Here is a 15,717-nt window from a genome sequence, read left to right on the forward strand (position 1 = left end):
CATTATTTATTTCAGGCCGGATACCGCGCGGCTTTCCACTGAAACGGGCGCCTGGAAAGCACTGCCGTTGGCATAGATTCGGTCGCCCAGGGCACGCAGGCCGATGATCTGGCGATCCTGATCGATACGGATTTTCAGCGGTGCGACACCGGGAGCGGTGGGCAGGCTGATCAAGTGCTCGCCTTTCTTCAGACGCAGGCGCAGCAATTGTGTGAGGTTGGGCAGGGTGCGCCAGGTGCGGGTGTCTGCGTGCTCGAATCCATCGTAATGGGTTACATAGGACGCCTTCGCCGGGTTGCGCCGATTGTCGGTGCCTTGGACGTCTGCGGCGAGGAACGCTCGATACGTGGTGCGCTGAATGATCCCGGGCATGTCGTCACGCAGGGTGCGCAGGGACATGTCGGTGATGTTGTTGACCGTGATCAGCTTCTTTTGGTGGCCGTCGAGGCTTATCTGATTGAAAGGCTGGGTGGAGGTGTCGGGCACCATTACCGGAAACGATACATTGGCGACGATCACCTGACCGTCCTCAAGCTTCACCGGATACGGCACACGCACCGAGCTGCGAGCCGGTGCCAGCCCGCTTTGCACGATGATCAGCACGTCGCTTTCGCCGGCCTTGAGCCCGGGGCTGTCGAGGTCACGCAAGGCCTGTTGGAAGAACGGCATGTCAGGGCGCAGTTCTATGGCCTGACGATAACCCGGTGCAGCCAGATCCTTTTCACCCAGGGCTTCATAAGTGAAGCCGGCCAGATAGTGGCTGAACGCACTTTGATAGCCGTTCTTCAGAGCGATGACTGCAGGCGCATCCAGCATGACCACCGGGTAACCTTGCAGGTCCTTGTAATGCACACGGGCGCCCTGGTCCTTGGCGGCGTTTTCAACACGCTCGTATTCGAGCTCTCGTTGCCGGGCGATCAGTGTTTCGCGCTCGTGGGTCTTCTTGATGTCCGCACGAGCGCCGTCGAAGTCGTTCACGGCTAACTGATTCAGGGCCATTTGCGTGGTCAGCATGACCTTTTCATAGTCGTAACCATCGTAGCGACGAATCTTATCGTTGATGATGCTGCCCCATTGATTGCCCAGGGCGGAAAGCAGCTTGTCGCCAGTGGTCTCAATGGCGTCCTGGCGCTGAATCACCATCTGTTCGGCGCTGCGCCAGGCAACCTGACTTTGCGGCAACTCGCCGGCAGCGCTGAGTACCGCGCCTTTCTCGAAGTAATAAAGCAGGTCTTTCTCTTCATCCGGGTTATGCGCCTCGATCAGGGCCAGCGCACCGTCGGTGTTGCCCGCTTTCAACTGTTCGGTTGTCTGTTGCAGTTCCAGGTCGTAATTGCGGTAGGCCCCGCAACCGCTCAATTGCAGGACCGCGCTAAACAGCAAGGGAAACAGCAGACAATGGCGCATGACCACGAGATTTTCCTTAATCGAAAGGGGTGAGAGGCGACGCAGTATAGAAGCGAGTGATGGCTATTTGCTGCAGCACAATGCGCGTAATTACGATGCGGCCAACGAGAAAGCTTGAGTCAGCCTTCATCGGCGTGAACAATGTGTTACTTCGCATTTCCAATTGAGACCCATTCATGACTGCCTCGTCCCGATTCCTGGCCTGGCTGGTGTTCCCGTTGTTTGCCCTGAGCAGCTTCAATCTGCTGGCCGATACCGTGGAAGGCGCGCCGCAAGCGCTGCACCTGCTCGATTACATCAGCGCCGACTACCCGCCGACGGTAGAGGCCGGCAAGGTCATCGACGATGCCGAATACCGTGAACAACTGGAGTTCACCCGCGCGCTGCAAGGCTTGATTGCCGGTATGCCGGCCAAACCGGAGAAGGTCGGTCTGGAGCAGGGCATCGACGCTCTGCTGGCCGCCATCACCGCGAAGCAGGACGGCGCGGACGTCGCGCGTCAGGCCCGGCAACTGGGAGCGAAACTGGCGGTGGCCTATGAAGTCAACCAGGCGCCGATTATCACCCCGGACCCGACCCGTGGCGCGCCGCTCTATACCCAGCACTGCTCGGTGTGTCATGGCACCCGCGGTGCCGGTGATGGCCCCGCGGGTGTCGGCATGGAGCCCGCGCCGGCCAACCTGCGTGATGCCAAACGTCTGGATCATCTGAGCCTCTACGCGATCTACAACACCCTCGGCCAAGGCGTCGAAGGCACCGACATGCCGGCCTTCGCCGATCAACTGGACGACCGTCAGCGCTGGGATCTGGCGACCTACATCGCTCAGTTCAGCGCCGATCCGGCCACGGCCAAAACAGACAAGACCTATAACATCGCCGACCTCGCCCGTCAGACGCCGGCCGAAGTGCAGGCCGCCGAAGGCCCGGCCGCCGCCGCGACCTTCCGCGCGCAACGGGCGCAACCGCCGCAGGTCAAGCGTGGCCCGGCGCAGTTGCTCGACTACACCGCCGCGACCCTGGACAAGAGCCTTGCCGCTTACCGCGCAGGCGAGCGTGATCAGGCTTATGACTTGTCCGTTGCAGCGTATCTGGAAGGTTTCGAACTGGTTGAAAGCTCGCTGGACAACGTCGATGCCAACGTGCGCAAGGACACTGAAAAATCCCTGATGGCCTATCGGCAATCGCTGCAGGACGGCTTGTCGGTGGAGCAGGCTGAGCAGCGTCTTGACGCGGCCAAGGCCAAACTCAAGGAATCCGCTGGCCTGCTGGGCAGTGACGGACTGAGCTGGTCGCTGAGTTACATCTCCGGTCTGTTGATCCTGCTGCGTGAAGGCCTGGAAGCGATTCTGGTACTGGCGGCGATCCTCGCGTTCCTGCGCAATACCGGTCAGCAATCGGCGGTGCGCAGTGTCAACGTCGGCTGGGGCCTGGCGCTGTTGGCCGGTCTCGGTACCTGGGCGCTGGCGGCGTACGTGATCGATGTCAGCGGCTCCCAGCGGGAATTGCTGGAAGGCGCCACGGCGTTGTTCGCCAGTGTCATGGTGCTGTGGCTCGGGGTTTGGATGCATGACCGCCGGCACGCGGCAGCCTGGCAGGATTACATCAAGCAGAGCCTGGTCGGTGGTGGCGGGCGTTTCGGCTTCGCGATCCTGGCGTTCTTCTCGGTGTACCGCGAATTGTTCGAAGTGATCCTGTTCTACGAAACCCTGTGGCTGCAGGCCGGTCCCGCCGGGCACAACGCGGTGTTGGCGGGTGGTGCGACAGCGCTGGTGCTGCTGTTCGGTCTGGCGTGGGTGATCCTGCGCGGCTCGGCGAAACTGCCGCTGGCGCTGTTCTTCAGCATCAATGCGGGGTTGCTGTGTGCGCTGTCGGTGGTGTTTGCCGGTCATGGTGTGAAGGCGTTGCAGGAAGCCGGGATCTTCGGCACCCGGCCGGTGGCGTTCTTCGATTTCGAATGGCTGGGGATTCACGCCGACGCCTACTCGCTGACGGCGCAGGCCGTGGCGATTGCAGCGATCATCGTGCTGTACGGCCGCAGCCGGGTGGCGGAAAAGCGCCGAGTGGCGGCCTGAGATGATGCGCGTATGGATCGATGCCGACGCCTGCCCGAAGATGGCCAAGGAGCTGGTGGTCAAATTCGCCCTCAAGCGCCGCTTCGAGGTGGTGCTGGTGGCGGGGCAGCCGCAGAGCAAACCGGCACTGTCGATCGTCAAGCTGATCGTGGTGCCGAGTGGCCCGGATGCGGCGGATGATTATCTGGTGGAACACGCGGTGCCGGGCGAGCTGGTGATCTGCAGTGATATCCCGCTGGCCGACCGGCTGGTGAAGAAGGGCGTGGCAGCGCTCGACCCGCGAGGCAAGGAGTTCGACGCGCAGAACATGGGTGAACGGCTGGCGACTCGCAACCTGTTCACCGACCTGCGAGAGCAGGGCCAGGTCAGCGGCGGCCCGGCGCCGTTCGGTGACCGGGAGAAGCAGGCGTTCGCCAATGCGCTGGACCGGTTCCTGACGCGGCTGGCGCGCCAGTCCTGAGTCAATCATTCCCACGTAGCGCGTGGGAATGGTCATTGTCGCGGGTCAGGCGTCGTTTTCGTGGGTCAGCTCGAGGACGCGATCCACCAATTTGTTGATCCCCGAAGCCGCTTCACTGATCGACTGCGCCAGCATGTAGGCCGGGGTGGTCACCAGTTTGCGCGCCTTGTCTTCGATGATGTCGGTCACCGCGCAGTCTTCGTGGGTTGCGCCCATCTTGCCGATGGCCTTGGCCGTCTCCGCGTCATTACCGATGGTGCAGGTCACGCCCGGGCCGTAGATCTTGGCGGCTAGTGCCGGCGAGATGCACATCAGGCCCACCGGTTTGCCCGCTTCGGCAAACGCCTCGGTCAGCGCCAGCACGTCCGGCTGAACGCAGCAGCCCGCGCCGTCGACGGCGAAGTTCGACAGGTTCTTCGCTGCACCAAAACCGCCAGGCACGATCAGCGCATCGAAATCATCGACATCGGCTTCACGGACATCCTTGACGTTGCCCCGGGCGATGCGCGCCGACTCCACCAGCACGTTGCGCGACTCGGGCATTTCCTTGCCGGTGAGGTGGTTGATCACATGCAATTGCGCGATGTCCGGGGCGAAGCACTGCACCTGGGCGCCGCGCTGGTCGAGGCGAAGCAGGGTGATGACGCTTTCGTGGATCTCGGCGCCGTCGTACACGCCGCAACCGGACAGGATCACTGCAACTTTTTTGCTCATGGGTTTCTCTCCAGATTCATGGCGCTAAATGTCCACTAATTTGTCGTTCGTTGCCATAGGGCCAAGCCGTGGCTACACCTAGGATCTGTGCACACGGATCTCGATCAGGGCGCGTCATGAACTTCATTCTGTATGCGGTGCCGTTTTTCTTCGTATTGATTGCGGCCGAGCTGATCGCCGACCGTTGGCGCGGGGTGAGCAACTATCGCCTGGCCGATGCGGTGAACAGCATCAGCACCGGGGTGTTGTCGACCACCACCGGCCTGCTGACCAAAGGCGTGGGGCTGGTGACCTACGGCTTTGCCCTGGAGCATCTGGCGCTGCTCAGGTTGCCGGCGGACAGTGTCTGGGCATGGGGCTTCGCTTTCGTCCTCTACGACTTCTGCTACTACTGGCTGCACCGCATGGGGCACGAGCGGAACATTCTCTGGGCGGCGCATTCGGTGCATCACCAGAGCGAGGACTACAACCTTTCCACCGCCTTGCGCCAGACCAGCACAGGGTTTCTGCTGGGCTGGATCTTTTACCTGCCGATGGCCGTGCTCGGTGTGCCGCTGCTGGTGTTCGTCAGTGTCGCGGCGATGAACCTGCTGTATCAGTTCTGGGTGCATACAAAGCACATTCCCAAGCTCGGCTGGTTCGAATGGATCTTCGTCACGCCGTCCAATCATCGGGCCCACCATGCGCAGAACGCTCTCTACATGGATCGCAACTACGGCGGGGTGTTCATTATTTGGGATCGCCTGTTCGGCTCGTTCCAGGAAGAGGACGACAACGAACCGGTGATTTTCGGCGTGACCACACCGCTGGCGAGCTGGAATCCGTTGTGGGCCAACGTGCAGTTTTACGCGCAGCTGTGGGATGACGCGCGCCGGGCCGAGCGTATGTGGGACAGGATCCGGATCTGGTTCATGCGTACAGGATGGCGCCCGGCGGACGTGGCGGCGAAGTACCCGATGCACAAGCCGGACTTGAGCCGGTTCCGCAAATTCGAAGTGCCGCTGGGCGCCCGACAGCAGTGGTACGTGCTGCTGCAATTCGGCGTGTACGTTGCGCTGGGCAGTTACCTGATGAACCTGGAGCGCAGCCTGTCAACCGGCGCCCTGGTGCTGGGCTGGGGCGCGGTGGCGTTTGGTTTGTTTGTGTTGGGCGTGGCCCTGGAGAATCGCCCTTGGGCGGGGAAGTTGGAGGTACTGCGGTTGGCGGCGAACGTGCCGCTGGTGTGGCTGGCGCCGCAGGTCGGGCTTTGGCCGGCCAGCCCCGGGGTCTGGGCCGGCCTGCTCGGTTACAGCCTGTTCAGTGGCATCGGGCTGTATTACTGCCGCCAGCGGTTTACTCGGCTGGCGTCTTAGGTTCGGCGGATTTGGCCTGTTCGGCTTTATGCCGTTCAGCCTTGGCCAGTTGTTCGGCCTGCTCGTCTTCGTAGACCTTCCTGGCCAGCCGGGCATTCTTGAACCGGCGGCGCAGCCAAAGACCGACGCCCAGTACCAGCAGCGCGCCCAGTACCCACAGTTCATACTTCTTGATGCTGCCCAGCATGCCTTCGAGCACCGCACCGAAGTGGTACGCGGCCGCAGCCAGGGCGGCGGCCCAAATCGCAGCGCCAATGCCATTCAGCAGCAGATAGCGTCCCGGCGGGTAGCCCGACAGGCCGATCGCCACCGGCATCACCGTGCGCAGGCCGTAAACGAAGCGGAAGCTCAGGACCCAGATGTCCGGGTGCTTGCGGATATGCTCCAGCGCGCGGTCGCCCATCATTTGCCAGCGCGGCTTGCGCGCCAGCAACTTGCGCCCGTGCTTGCGGCCCAGGAAGTACCACAGCTGATCGCCGGCATAGCTGCCGAAGAACGCCACGACCACCACCAGATTGATGTCCATGTAACCACGGAACGCGAGGAAGCCCGCGAGCACCAGGATGGTTTCGCCTTCGAAGAACGTGCCGAGAAACAGGGCAAAGTAGCCGAAGTCATGCAGAAATTGTTGGAGCATTGTCTGGGTGCTGGCGAAATGAACGCGCAGCCTAACCCTTCGGACACATTCAGGAAAGTGTCGAAATGTGTCTCGACGTTAACATTTCCTACAACGACAATGGATTGCGGCTACATGTCACGGGGGTGCACATAACTGTAATACGACCGTCATAATGGCCGCTTATAACTGCCACACTCGCCCGTCTGCGCGGGCTCAGGAGTCTGCCGTGAGCTTTACCCCAGCCAACCGCCTGTTCCCCGCCACCCGCCTGCGTCGCAATCGTCGTGATGATTTTTCCCGGCGCCTGGTGCGTGAGAACGTGTTGACGGTCGATGACCTGATCCTGCCGGTGTTCGTGCTCGACGGTGAAAACCGCCGCGAAGCCGTGGCCTCGATGCCGGGTGTCGAGCGTCTGACCATCGACCTGCTGCTTGAAGAAGCGACGAAATGGGTTGAACTGGGGATTCCGGCGCTGGCGCTGTTCCCGGTCACGCCACCTGAACTCAAATCCCTCGATGCTGCCGAAGCCTGGAATCCCGAAGGTATCGCCCAGCGCGCCACCCGCGCCCTGCGTGACCGCTTCCCGGAGCTGGGCGTGATCACCGACGTCGCCCTGGATCCGTTCACCACTCATGGTCAGGACGGCATTCTCGACGAAGAAGGTTATGTGCAGAACGACATCACCGTCGATGCACTGGTCAAGCAGGCGTTGTCCCACGCCGCCGCTGGCGCCCAGGTGGTGGCCCCGTCGGACATGATGGACGGCCGCATCCAGGCGATCCGTGAGGCGCTGGAACTGGCCGGTTACGTCAACGTGCGGATCATGGCCTACTCGGCCAAGTACGCCAGCGCCTATTACGGCCCGTTCCGCGATGCCGTGGGTTCAGCCGCGAACCTGGGCAAGGCGAACAAGGCTTCCTACCAGATGGACCCGGCCAACAGTGACGAAGCGTTGCACGAAGTGGGCGCGGACCTGTCTGAAGGCGCGGACATGGTCATGGTCAAACCCGGCATGCCTTACCTGGATATTTTGTTCCGGGTAAAAGATGCCTTCAAAGTGCCGACGTTCGTCTATCAGGTTAGCGGCGAATACGCCATGCACATGGCGGCGATCCAGAATGGCTGGTTGAGCGAAGGCGTGATCCTCGAATCCCTGACCGCCTTTAAACGTGCCGGCGCTGATGGCATCCTGACTTACTTTGCTGTCCGCGCCGCTCAATTGTTACGAGAGCAGAAATAGCCCTCCCAGGAACATTCGATGAATACCGAAGGACTCAGTGAAGTTGCCGTAAAAGAAGCTCAACCCGTGGTCGAGCAGATTACCGAAACCCCGCCGGAACTCGAGCCTGCGCCACCCGCGCCGGCGTCAGAGCCCGCAGCGGCGGCTCCGGTGATCGCGATTCCCGGTCTGGATGACAGCAGCCTGTATATCCACCGGGAATTGTCGCAACTGCAGTTCAACATCCGCGTGCTGGAACAGGCGCTGGACGAGTCCTACCCGTTGCTGGAGCGGCTGAAGTTCCTGCTGATCTTCTCCAGCAACCTCGACGAATTCTTCGAGATCCGCGTCGCTGGCCTCAAGAAGCAGATCACTTTCGCTCGTGAACAGGCCGGCGCCGACGGCCTGCAACCGCATCAGGCATTGGCGCGGATCAGCGAACTGGTGCACGGTCACGTCGACCGCCAGTACGCGATCCTCAACGACATCCTGCTGCCCGAGCTGGAAAAGCACCAGATCCGCTTTATCCGTCGCCGCTACTGGACCACCAAGCTCAAGACCTGGGTGCGCCGTTATTTTCGCGACGAGATCGCGCCGATCATTACGCCGATCGGCCTCGACCCGACGCACCCGTTCCCGTTGCTGGTGAACAAGAGCCTGAACTTCATCGTCGAGCTCGAAGGTATCGACGCCTTCGGTCGCGACTCCGGTCTGGCGATCATCCCGGCGCCGCGTCTGCTGCCACGGATCATCAAGGTGCCGGAAGAAGTCGGCGGCCCTGGCGACAACTATGTGTTCCTGTCGTCAATGATTCACGCTCACGCCGATGACCTGTTCCAGGGCATGAAGGTAAAGGGCTGTTACCAGTTCCGTCTGACCCGGAACGCCGACCTTGCGCTCGATTCCGAAGACGTCGAAGACTTGGCCCGCGCCCTGCGTGGCGAGTTGTTCTCCCGTCGTTACGGCGACGCCGTGCGCCTGGAAGTCGCCGACACCTGCCCGAAACATCTGTCGGATTACCTGCTCAAGCAGTTCAACCTGAGCGAGACCGAGCTGTATCAGGTCAACGGTCCGGTCAACCTGACGCGTCTGTTCAGCATCACCGGTCTGGACAGCCATCCGGAGCTGCAATACACGCCGTTCACGCCGCAGATTCCGAAACTGCTGCAAAACAGCGAGAATATTTTCAGCGTGATCAGCAAGCAGGACATTCTGCTGCTGCACCCGTTCGAGTCGTTCACCCCGGTGGTCGACCTGCTGCGCCAGGCCGCGAAAGACCCGCACGTTCTTGCCGTGCGCCAGACCCTGTACCGTTCCGGCGCCAACTCGGAAATCGTCGATGCGCTGGTAGATGCCGCGCGTAACGGCAAGGAAGTGACGGCGGTCATCGAGCTGCGGGCGCGCTTCGACGAAGAATCCAACCTGCAACTGGCCAGCCGTCTGCAAGCGGCCGGTGCGGTGGTGATCTACGGCGTGGTCGGCTTCAAGACCCACGCCAAGATGATGCTGATCCTGCGCCGCGAGGCCGGCGAGATCGTGCGTTATGCGCACCTCGGCACCGGTAACTACCACGCCGGCAACGCCCGACTGTACACCGACTACAGCCTGCTGACCTCCGACGACGCCTTGTGCGAAGACGTCGGCAAACTGTTCAGCCAGTTGATCGGCATGGGCAAGACGCTGCGCATGAAGAAGCTGCTGCACGCGCCGTTCACCCTGAAGAAGGGCATGCTCGACATGATCCTGCGCGAGACGCAATTCGCGCTCGACGGCAAGCCTGCGCACATCATCGCCAAGTTCAACTCGCTGACCGATCCGAAGATCATCCGCGCGCTGTACAAGGCCAGCCAGTCCGGTGTGCGCATCGATCTGGTGGTGCGCGGCATGTGCTGCCTGCGTCCGGGCATCGCCGGGGTTTCGCACAACATCCACGTGCGCTCGATCATCGGTCGCTTCCTTGAACACACCCGGGTTTTCTACTTCCTCAATGGCGGCGAGGAGCAGATGTTCCTGTCCAGTGCCGACTGGATGGAGCGCAACCTCGACAAGCGCGTCGAGACTTGCTTCCCGGTGGAAGGCAAGAAGCTGCTGACCCGGGTCAAGAAAGAGCTGGAGCTGTACCTGACCGACAACACCCACAGCTGGAGCCTGCAGTCGGATGGCCGCTACATCCGCAACACGCCGACCGGCAACCAGAACCCGCGCAGTGCGCAGGCGACGTTGCTGGAGCGGTTGGGCAGCCCGATTCTGCCGGTCAGCAGTTGACTGAAGATTTCGGCGCAATAAAAAAGGCGATCCATCCGGATCGCCTTTTTTGTGCCTGTCGGTTATTCAGTGCACGGTCAGGACGATGCCCACCCGTGTCAGCCACTCGGCCTCAAGCGCGAAATCCGCCTGGGTCAGCTGATTTTCATCCAGCCAGTTCTCCGGGAATTCCACGTCGAGGTTGTTGCCGTTGGCATGCAGCGCCACTTGCGGCATGGTCTGGGTACCGCGAATGTGATGGAACAGGATCGCGAAGCGCAGCAGCACGCACAGGCGGATCAGCTTGTCGCCGTCGTCGCCGAACTCGGCGAACTTGTCCTTGGGGATGTTGCGGCGGTGGCCGCGCACCAGCAGGGCGAGCATTTGCTGGTCTTCGCGGGAGAACCCGGCGAGGTCCGAGTGCTCGATCAGGTAGGCGCCGTGCTTGTGGTAGTGGTAGTGAGCGATGTCGAGCCCGACTTCGTGCACTTTCGCCGCCCAGCCCAGCAGTTCGCGCCAGATACCGTCGTCCAGCTCCCAGTCCACGGCGACCTGATCGAAGGCGTGCAGGGCTTTGCGCTCGACCCGCGCGGCTTGTTCCAGGTCGACGTGGTAGCGCTCCATGAGCGAGGTCAGGGTGCGTTCGCGCACGTCTTCGTGATGATGGCGGCCAAGCAGGTCGTAGAGCACGCCTTCACGCAGCGCGCCTTCGCAGTGATCCATACGTTGCAGTTCGAGGGCGTCGAAGATCGCTTCAAGAATCGCTAAACCTGCGGGGAAGATCGCGCGGCGATCCGGTTTGATCCCTTCGAAATCGATCTTGTCGACATCGCCCAGCTTGAACAGGCGACGCTTGAGCCACGCCAGGCCTTCGGCGTTCACTTCGCCGGTGCCGTGTCCGCCGGCCTTCAGTGCCAAGCCGATGGCACGGATGGTGCCCGAGGAGCCGATGGCTTCATCCCAGGTCAGACGGTGCAGGGCGTGTTCGATGCTCATGATCTCCAGCCGCGCCGCCGTGTAAGCCTGGGCGTAGCGTGCCGGGGTGATCTTGCCGTCCTTGAAATAGCGCTGGGTGAAGCTCACGCAGCCCATTTGCAGGCTTTCGCGCAACAACGGCTCGAATCGTTGCCCGATGATGAATTCGGTACTGCCACCGCCGATGTCGGCGACCAGGCGTTTGCCCGGGGTGTCGGCGAGGGTGTGGGACACGCCGAGGTAGATCAGACGCGCTTCTTCACGGCCGGAGATGACTTCCACCGGGTGGCCGAGGATTTCTTCGGCGCGGCGGATGAATTCGCCACGGTTGCGCGCCTCACGCAGGGCGTTGGTACCGACGATCCGCACAGCGCCCAGCGGCATGCCGTTGATCAGTTGGGCAAAGCGCTTGAGGCAGTCGAGCCCGCGCTGCATGGATTCTTCGTTGAGCTGACGCTCATCGTCGATGCCGGCGGCCAGCTGAACCTTTTCCCCGAGCCGTTCGAGAATACGGATTTCGCCGTTCTGGGCCTTGGCCACGACCATATGGAAGCTGTTGGAGCCCAGGTCGATCGCGGCGATCAGGGACAGATTCTTGGCTTGGGATTGGGGCATGGTCAGGGGGTCTCGGTCGATAACCCCGACATCGTGCCACGATCAAACGCTGCCGCCAACGCGCACGGTTCAAACCCTTGATTTAGCGCACTGACGGCCTGCTTTCAGCCTGCGACTTCCACGGTTCCGATGAAATTCGCCAGCTCCGGCGTCTGCGGATCGGCAAACAGCACCTTCGGGTCGCCCACCTCATGCACCTTGCCCTGGTGCATGAACACCAGTTTATCCCCAACCTCCCGTGCGAAGCGCATTTCGTGGGTGACCATGATCAGCGTCATGCCTTCTTTGGCCAGTTGTCGAACCACGCTCAGGACTTCGTTGACCAGTTCCGGGTCCAGCGCCGAGGTGATCTCGTCGCACAGCAGTACCTTGGGCGACATCGCCAGCGCCCGGGCAATTGCCACGCGTTGTTGCTGGCCGCCCGAGAGGCGCTCCGGGAAGGCATCGAACTTTTCACCCAGGCCGACGCGCTCCAGCATCTGCCGCGCCAGTTCCGCAGCTTTGGCCTTGGACACTTTCTGCACCACTTGAGGTGCGAGCATCACGTTTTCGCCCACCGTCAGGTGCGGGAACAGGTTGAACTGCTGAAACACCATTCCGACTTTCTGCCGCAGGCTGCGCAGGTCGGCGCGGGCCGCGTCGAGGTATTCGCCGTCGACTTCGATCACGCCGTCGTTGATCGACTCCAGGCCGTTGAGGGTGCGCAACAGGGTGGATTTTCCCGAGCCGCTACGGCCGATGATCGCCACCACTTGGCCTTCCTCGACACTCAGGTCGATGCCTTTGAGCACGTGGTGATCGCCGTAGTATTTATGCAGGGCGGAAATTCTAAGCAGAGGCATGCAGTCTCCTTTCCAGGTAGCGCGCACTGAGGGACAGGGGGTAGCAGAGCAGGAAGTAGCCCAGGGCAACGAGGCCGTAGACCATGAACGGTTCGAAGGTGGCGTTGGCGAGCATGCCGCCGGTCTTGGTCAGTTCGGTGAAGCCGATGATTGAGGTCACCGCGGTGCCCTTGATCACTTGCACCGAGAAGCCCACGGTCGGCGCCACGGCGATGCGCAGCGCTTGCGGCAGGATCACGTAGCGCAGTTGCTCAAGCGGATTGAGCGCCAGGCTCGACGAAGCCTCCCACTGGCCATTGGGAATTGCCTCGACGCATCCACGCCAGATCTCCGCCAGATAGGCGCTGGTGAACAGCGTCAGGGCAATCGCCGCCGCCATCCACGGCGAAATCTCGACCCCGGCCAGCGCCACGCCGAAGAACACCAGAAACAGCTGCATCAACAGCGGGGTGCCCTGGAACAGTTCGATCCAGGTGCGGGCGATACTGCTGGGCAGCGGGTTTTTCGAGATACGCATGATCAGGATCAGCAACCCGACGATCCCGCCGCCGATGAATGCCACCAGCGACAACGCCAGCGTCCATTGCAGGCCGGTGAGCAGGTTGCGCAGGATGTCCCAGAACGTGAAATCGCTCATCGGCTGCTCCTTGCGCTGCTTTTCGACAGGTAGCGCCGGCCGAGCCAGTTCAGCAACTGACGGATCAGCAGCGCCATGCACAGATAAATGAGGGTAGTCAGGGCGTAGGTTTCAAAGGCGCGGAAGTTACGCGATTGAATGAAGTTGGCGGCGAAGCTCAACTCTTCGGTGGCGATCTGCGAACACACCGCCGAACCGAGCATGACGATGATGATCTGGCTGCTCAGGGCCGGCCAGACCTTGCCCAGCGCCGGCAACAGCACCACGTGCCGGAACGCTTCAAAACGACTCATCGCCAATGCGGCTGCGGCTTCCAGCTGCCCGCGCGGAATCGCCTGGATACCGGCGCGGATGATCTCGGTCGAGTACGCGCCGAGGTTGATCACCATCGCCAGCACTGCGGCCTGCCACTCGGAAATCTGCACGCCGAGGGACGGCAGGCCGAAAAAGATGAAAAACAGTTGCACCAGGAACGGCGTGTTGCGGATCAACTCGACGTAGACACCGAAGATCGTCGAAAACGGGCGGATGTTCCACGCCCGCACCAGCGCCCCGGCGATGCCCACGCCAACCCCGAACAGCGCACCGATGGCCGTCAGCTCAAGGGTGAACAACGCCCCGCGGAGCAGCAGGTCGGTGTTTTCCACCACCGGCAAGAAATCGAACTGATAGGCCATGAAAGTCTCCCGCAGCGCCGGTCAGAGGTCGGCCGGCAGCGGCTCTTTGAGCCAGCTCTGCGCGTTCTTTTCCAGCGCGCCGTCAGCCTTGGCGGTGGCGAGGATCTCGTTGACCTTGCCCAGCAGCGCCGGCTCGTTCTTGTTCACGCCGACGTAGACCGGCGAATCCTTGAGCTTCACCTTCAGCGCCGGTACGCGCTTCGGGCTCTTTTCGCTGATTGCGACCATCACCACGTTGCCACTGGCGATCAGATCGACTTGCCCTGCGAGGTAGGCGGCGATGGTCGAGTTGTTGTCTTCGAAGCGCTTGATGGTCACGCCTTCGGGAGCGACCTTGGTCAGCTCGATGTCTTCGATGGCGCCACGAGTGACGCTGATGGTCTTGCCCTTGAGGTCGTCCAGGGTGCTGACGGCTGCATCCGGCGGCCCGAACACGGCGAGATAGAACGGTGCATAAGCGCGGGAGAAATCGATGACTTTCTCGCGTTCGGGGTTCTTGCCGAGGCTGGAGATCACCAGATCGACCTTGCCGGTGGTGAGGAACGGGATGCGGTTGGTACTGTTGACCGGGGTCAGTTCGAGTTTGACCTTGAGCTGGTCGGCCAGCAGTTTCGCAGTATCGATGTCCAGGCCGCGCGGCTTCATGTCCGGGCCGACCGAACCGAAGGGCGGGAAGTCCTGAGGTACCGCGACTTTCAAGGTGCCGCGTTTGACTACGTCGTCCAGACCGTCGGCATGGGCGGGGGCCTGGCTGAGCATCAGACCGGCAAACAGGGCGGCGAGGAGGGCGCTGTAACGCTTCGTCATGGACAATCTCCGGATCGGCGGGAAGTGAATTCTGCGATCGGACAGAGCACGGGGCGTGCCAAGACAGCGGTTTGGCTGCGCAAAGCCACGGGTTTAGCGGGTTCTCTCGGTCTTACTGGTCTGAACAGTGCGGTTGGATTTCGCACTGCGATAGCGCATCGGCGTGCGCCGTCGAACCCCGCTGGGGCATGACTTGCCTGACGCCTCGAATAGCTTTACAACTGGCCGCACCTTGGCCTGGTCCGACTGGAAAACCATGAACTCGATCTCCCGCGCCGTACCCGAAGTGGCGCTGCAAGCGATCCGCAAACTGATTACCGAGCAGGGTTTCGGCCCCGGTGATGCACTGCCGTCGCAGCGAGATCTGGCGGTGCAACTGGGGGTCAGCCGGGCGTCGTTGCGCGAGGCGTTGTCGTCCTTGAGTGCGCTGGGGTTGGTCAGTATTCAGCCGGGCAAAGGCGTGTTCGTGCAGGCACCGGTGGAGCTGCCGCGCGGGGAGGGTGCACCGGCCTGGCCGTTTGCAGCGCAGGCCTCGCCGCTGGAGATCTTCCAGTTGCGCTATGCGTTGGAAGGGTTCGCGGCCGGGTTGGCGGCAGTGACGCTGAGCACGTTTGACCTGGACGAACTGGAAGACAATGTGGCCGCCATGCGTGAGCAACTGCGCGCCGGTGACTTTGAAGCAGCAGCAAAACTGGATTTCGAATTTCACCGTCGAATCCTGCGGGCCAGCGGCAATCAGGCGATGCTGAGCATCCTCACCGCCAGCGCCGACATCTTTCTGGAGAGCCAGAAACTACCGTTCATCCGCGCCGAACGGGCCATGGAAACCTGGCAGGAACACCGCAAGATCCTCCGCGCCCTTGCGCGCCGGGCTTCCGCTGCCGCGCAGAAAGCCATGCAGGAGCACGTGCGCAACGCGGCACTTCGCACAGGAATTGCCTTCATCGCCCCCGCCAGCGCGTGACTTGAGCTATACCCAAACTCATCGAGTGCCATAGCAAGACTCAATCATCTGCGGCTTCCTGAACAAGGGAAGGGCGGCTATGATGGGCCACGTTTTTTTGCTTACAACCTGGA

General features: G+C 61.8%; 14 protein-coding genes. 6 read left to right on the forward strand and 8 right to left on the reverse strand.

From position 1 onward, the window contains the following. Nucleotides 1-6 precede the first annotated feature (6 nt). The gene (locus CAF87_RS11080; protein WP_085731451.1) at nucleotides 7-1,407 is read right to left on the reverse strand and encodes a COG3014 family protein; all 1,401 of its coding nucleotides are present in this window, start codon (nucleotides 1,405-1,407) and stop codon (nucleotides 7-9) included. A 176-nt stretch (nucleotides 1,408-1,583) separates the two neighbouring features. Here CAF87_RS11080 and CAF87_RS11085 point away from each other — a divergent pair, with 176 nt between their 5' ends. Beyond that, nucleotides 1,584-3,479: an FTR1 family protein gene (locus tag CAF87_RS11085; protein ID WP_085731452.1), complete on the forward strand. Its 1,896-nt coding sequence runs from the start codon at nucleotides 1,584-1,586 to the stop codon at nucleotides 3,477-3,479. 4 nt (nucleotides 3,480-3,483) lie between these two features. Continuing rightward, a complete protein-coding gene (locus tag CAF87_RS11090) occupies nucleotides 3,484-3,939 on the forward strand; it encodes a YaiI/YqxD family protein (protein ID WP_085731737.1) in 456 nt (151 codons plus the stop codon). Nucleotides 3,940-3,984: 45 nt separating this feature from the next. Here CAF87_RS11090 and elbB read toward each other — a convergent pair whose 3' ends face one another. After that, complete coding sequence (gene elbB / locus CAF87_RS11095; RefSeq protein WP_085731453.1) at nucleotides 3,985-4,653, reverse strand: isoprenoid biosynthesis glyoxalase ElbB; 669 nt, start codon at nucleotides 4,651-4,653, stop codon at nucleotides 3,985-3,987. A 116-nt stretch (nucleotides 4,654-4,769) separates the two neighbouring features. On the opposite strand from elbB, the gene CAF87_RS11100 reads away from it, so the two are divergent. Then, a complete protein-coding gene (locus tag CAF87_RS11100; RefSeq protein WP_085731454.1) occupies nucleotides 4,770-6,005 on the forward strand; it encodes a sterol desaturase family protein in 1,236 nt (411 codons plus the stop codon). Here CAF87_RS11100 and CAF87_RS11105 read toward each other — a convergent pair. Next, entirely contained in the window at nucleotides 5,986-6,642 is a 657-nt protein-coding gene (locus CAF87_RS11105) for a DedA family protein (RefSeq protein WP_085731455.1), read from the reverse strand. The genes CAF87_RS11100 and CAF87_RS11105 overlap by 20 nt on opposite strands. Before the next feature lie 208 nt (nucleotides 6,643-6,850). Between CAF87_RS11105 and hemB the strand changes: the two genes are divergently transcribed. Together hemB and ppk1 are read left to right on the forward strand one after the other, a co-directional pair. Further along, nucleotides 6,851-7,864, forward strand: a complete 1,014-nt coding sequence (gene hemB, locus CAF87_RS11110; protein WP_085731456.1) for a porphobilinogen synthase — start codon at nucleotides 6,851-6,853, stop codon at nucleotides 7,862-7,864. Between the two features lie 18 nt (nucleotides 7,865-7,882). Further along, nucleotides 7,883-10,108, forward strand: a complete 2,226-nt coding sequence (gene ppk1, locus CAF87_RS11115) for a polyphosphate kinase 1 (protein WP_085731457.1) — start codon at nucleotides 7,883-7,885, stop codon at nucleotides 10,106-10,108. Between the two features lie 66 nt (nucleotides 10,109-10,174). On the opposite strand, the gene ppx is transcribed toward ppk1, so the two are convergent. From ppx to CAF87_RS11140, 5 genes are all read right to left on the reverse strand, one after another. Continuing rightward, entirely contained in the window at nucleotides 10,175-11,677 is a 1,503-nt protein-coding gene (gene ppx, locus CAF87_RS11120) for an exopolyphosphatase (protein ID WP_085731458.1), read from the reverse strand. A gap of 104 nt (nucleotides 11,678-11,781) precedes the next feature. After that, nucleotides 11,782-12,519 carry an amino acid ABC transporter ATP-binding protein gene (locus CAF87_RS11125; RefSeq protein ID WP_085731459.1) on the reverse strand — a complete coding sequence of 246 codons (738 nt, stop codon included), beginning with the start codon at nucleotides 12,517-12,519 and terminating at the stop codon, nucleotides 11,782-11,784. Beyond that, nucleotides 12,506-13,156 (reverse strand): amino acid ABC transporter permease, encoded by a 651-nt coding sequence (locus CAF87_RS11130; protein WP_085731460.1) that lies wholly within the window; start codon nucleotides 13,154-13,156, stop codon nucleotides 12,506-12,508. Before CAF87_RS11130 ends, CAF87_RS11125 begins: the two co-directional genes overlap by 14 nt. Continuing rightward, entirely contained in the window at nucleotides 13,153-13,833 is a 681-nt protein-coding gene (locus CAF87_RS11135) for an amino acid ABC transporter permease (protein ID WP_085731461.1), read from the reverse strand. Before CAF87_RS11135 ends, CAF87_RS11130 begins: the two co-directional genes overlap by 4 nt. Nucleotides 13,834-13,854: 21 nt before the next feature. Beyond that, a complete protein-coding gene (locus CAF87_RS11140; protein ID WP_085731462.1) occupies nucleotides 13,855-14,640 on the reverse strand; it encodes a transporter substrate-binding domain-containing protein in 786 nt (261 codons plus the stop codon). Between the two features lie 256 nt (nucleotides 14,641-14,896). On the opposite strand from CAF87_RS11140, the gene CAF87_RS11145 reads away from it, so the two are divergent. Continuing rightward, complete coding sequence (locus CAF87_RS11145; RefSeq protein ID WP_085731463.1) at nucleotides 14,897-15,604, forward strand: FadR/GntR family transcriptional regulator; 708 nt, start codon at nucleotides 14,897-14,899, stop codon at nucleotides 15,602-15,604. Nucleotides 15,605-15,717 lie beyond the last annotated feature (113 nt).

Source organism: Pseudomonas sp. R38(2017), assembly GCF_002112395.1.
Classification (GTDB): Bacteria; Pseudomonadota; Gammaproteobacteria; order Pseudomonadales; family Pseudomonadaceae; genus Aquipseudomonas.

Excerpts from the sequence above, each read along its gene's own strand:
- CAF87_RS11085 (WP_085731452.1), top strand. The coding sequence starts at position 1,584 with ATGACTGCCTCGTCCCGATTCCTGGCCTGGCTGGTGTTCCCGTTGTTT.
- CAF87_RS11135 (WP_085731461.1), bottom strand. The coding sequence starts at position 13,833 with ATGGCCTATCAGTTCGATTTCTTGCCGGTGGTGGAAAACACCGACCTG.
- ppk1 (WP_085731457.1), top strand. The coding sequence starts at position 7,883 with ATGAATACCGAAGGACTCAGTGAAGTTGCCGTAAAAGAAGCTCAACCC.
- CAF87_RS11145 (WP_085731463.1), top strand. The coding sequence starts at position 14,897 with ATGAACTCGATCTCCCGCGCCGTACCCGAAGTGGCGCTGCAAGCGATC.
- CAF87_RS11100 (WP_085731454.1), top strand. The coding sequence starts at position 4,770 with ATGAACTTCATTCTGTATGCGGTGCCGTTTTTCTTCGTATTGATTGCG.
- CAF87_RS11130 (WP_085731460.1), bottom strand. The coding sequence starts at position 13,156 with ATGAGCGATTTCACGTTCTGGGACATCCTGCGCAACCTGCTCACCGGC.
- CAF87_RS11105 (WP_085731455.1), bottom strand. The coding sequence starts at position 6,642 with ATGCTCCAACAATTTCTGCATGACTTCGGCTACTTTGCCCTGTTTCTC.
- CAF87_RS11090 (WP_085731737.1), top strand. The coding sequence starts at position 3,484 with ATGCGCGTATGGATCGATGCCGACGCCTGCCCGAAGATGGCCAAGGAG.
- CAF87_RS11140 (WP_085731462.1), bottom strand. The coding sequence starts at position 14,640 with ATGACGAAGCGTTACAGCGCCCTCCTCGCCGCCCTGTTTGCCGGTCTG.
- elbB (WP_085731453.1), bottom strand. The coding sequence starts at position 4,653 with ATGAGCAAAAAAGTTGCAGTGATCCTGTCCGGTTGCGGCGTGTACGAC.
- ppx (WP_085731458.1), bottom strand. The coding sequence starts at position 11,677 with ATGCCCCAATCCCAAGCCAAGAATCTGTCCCTGATCGCCGCGATCGAC.
- CAF87_RS11125 (WP_085731459.1), bottom strand. The coding sequence starts at position 12,519 with ATGCCTCTGCTTAGAATTTCCGCCCTGCATAAATACTACGGCGATCAC.
- CAF87_RS11080 (WP_085731451.1), bottom strand. The coding sequence starts at position 1,407 with ATGCGCCATTGTCTGCTGTTTCCCTTGCTGTTTAGCGCGGTCCTGCAA.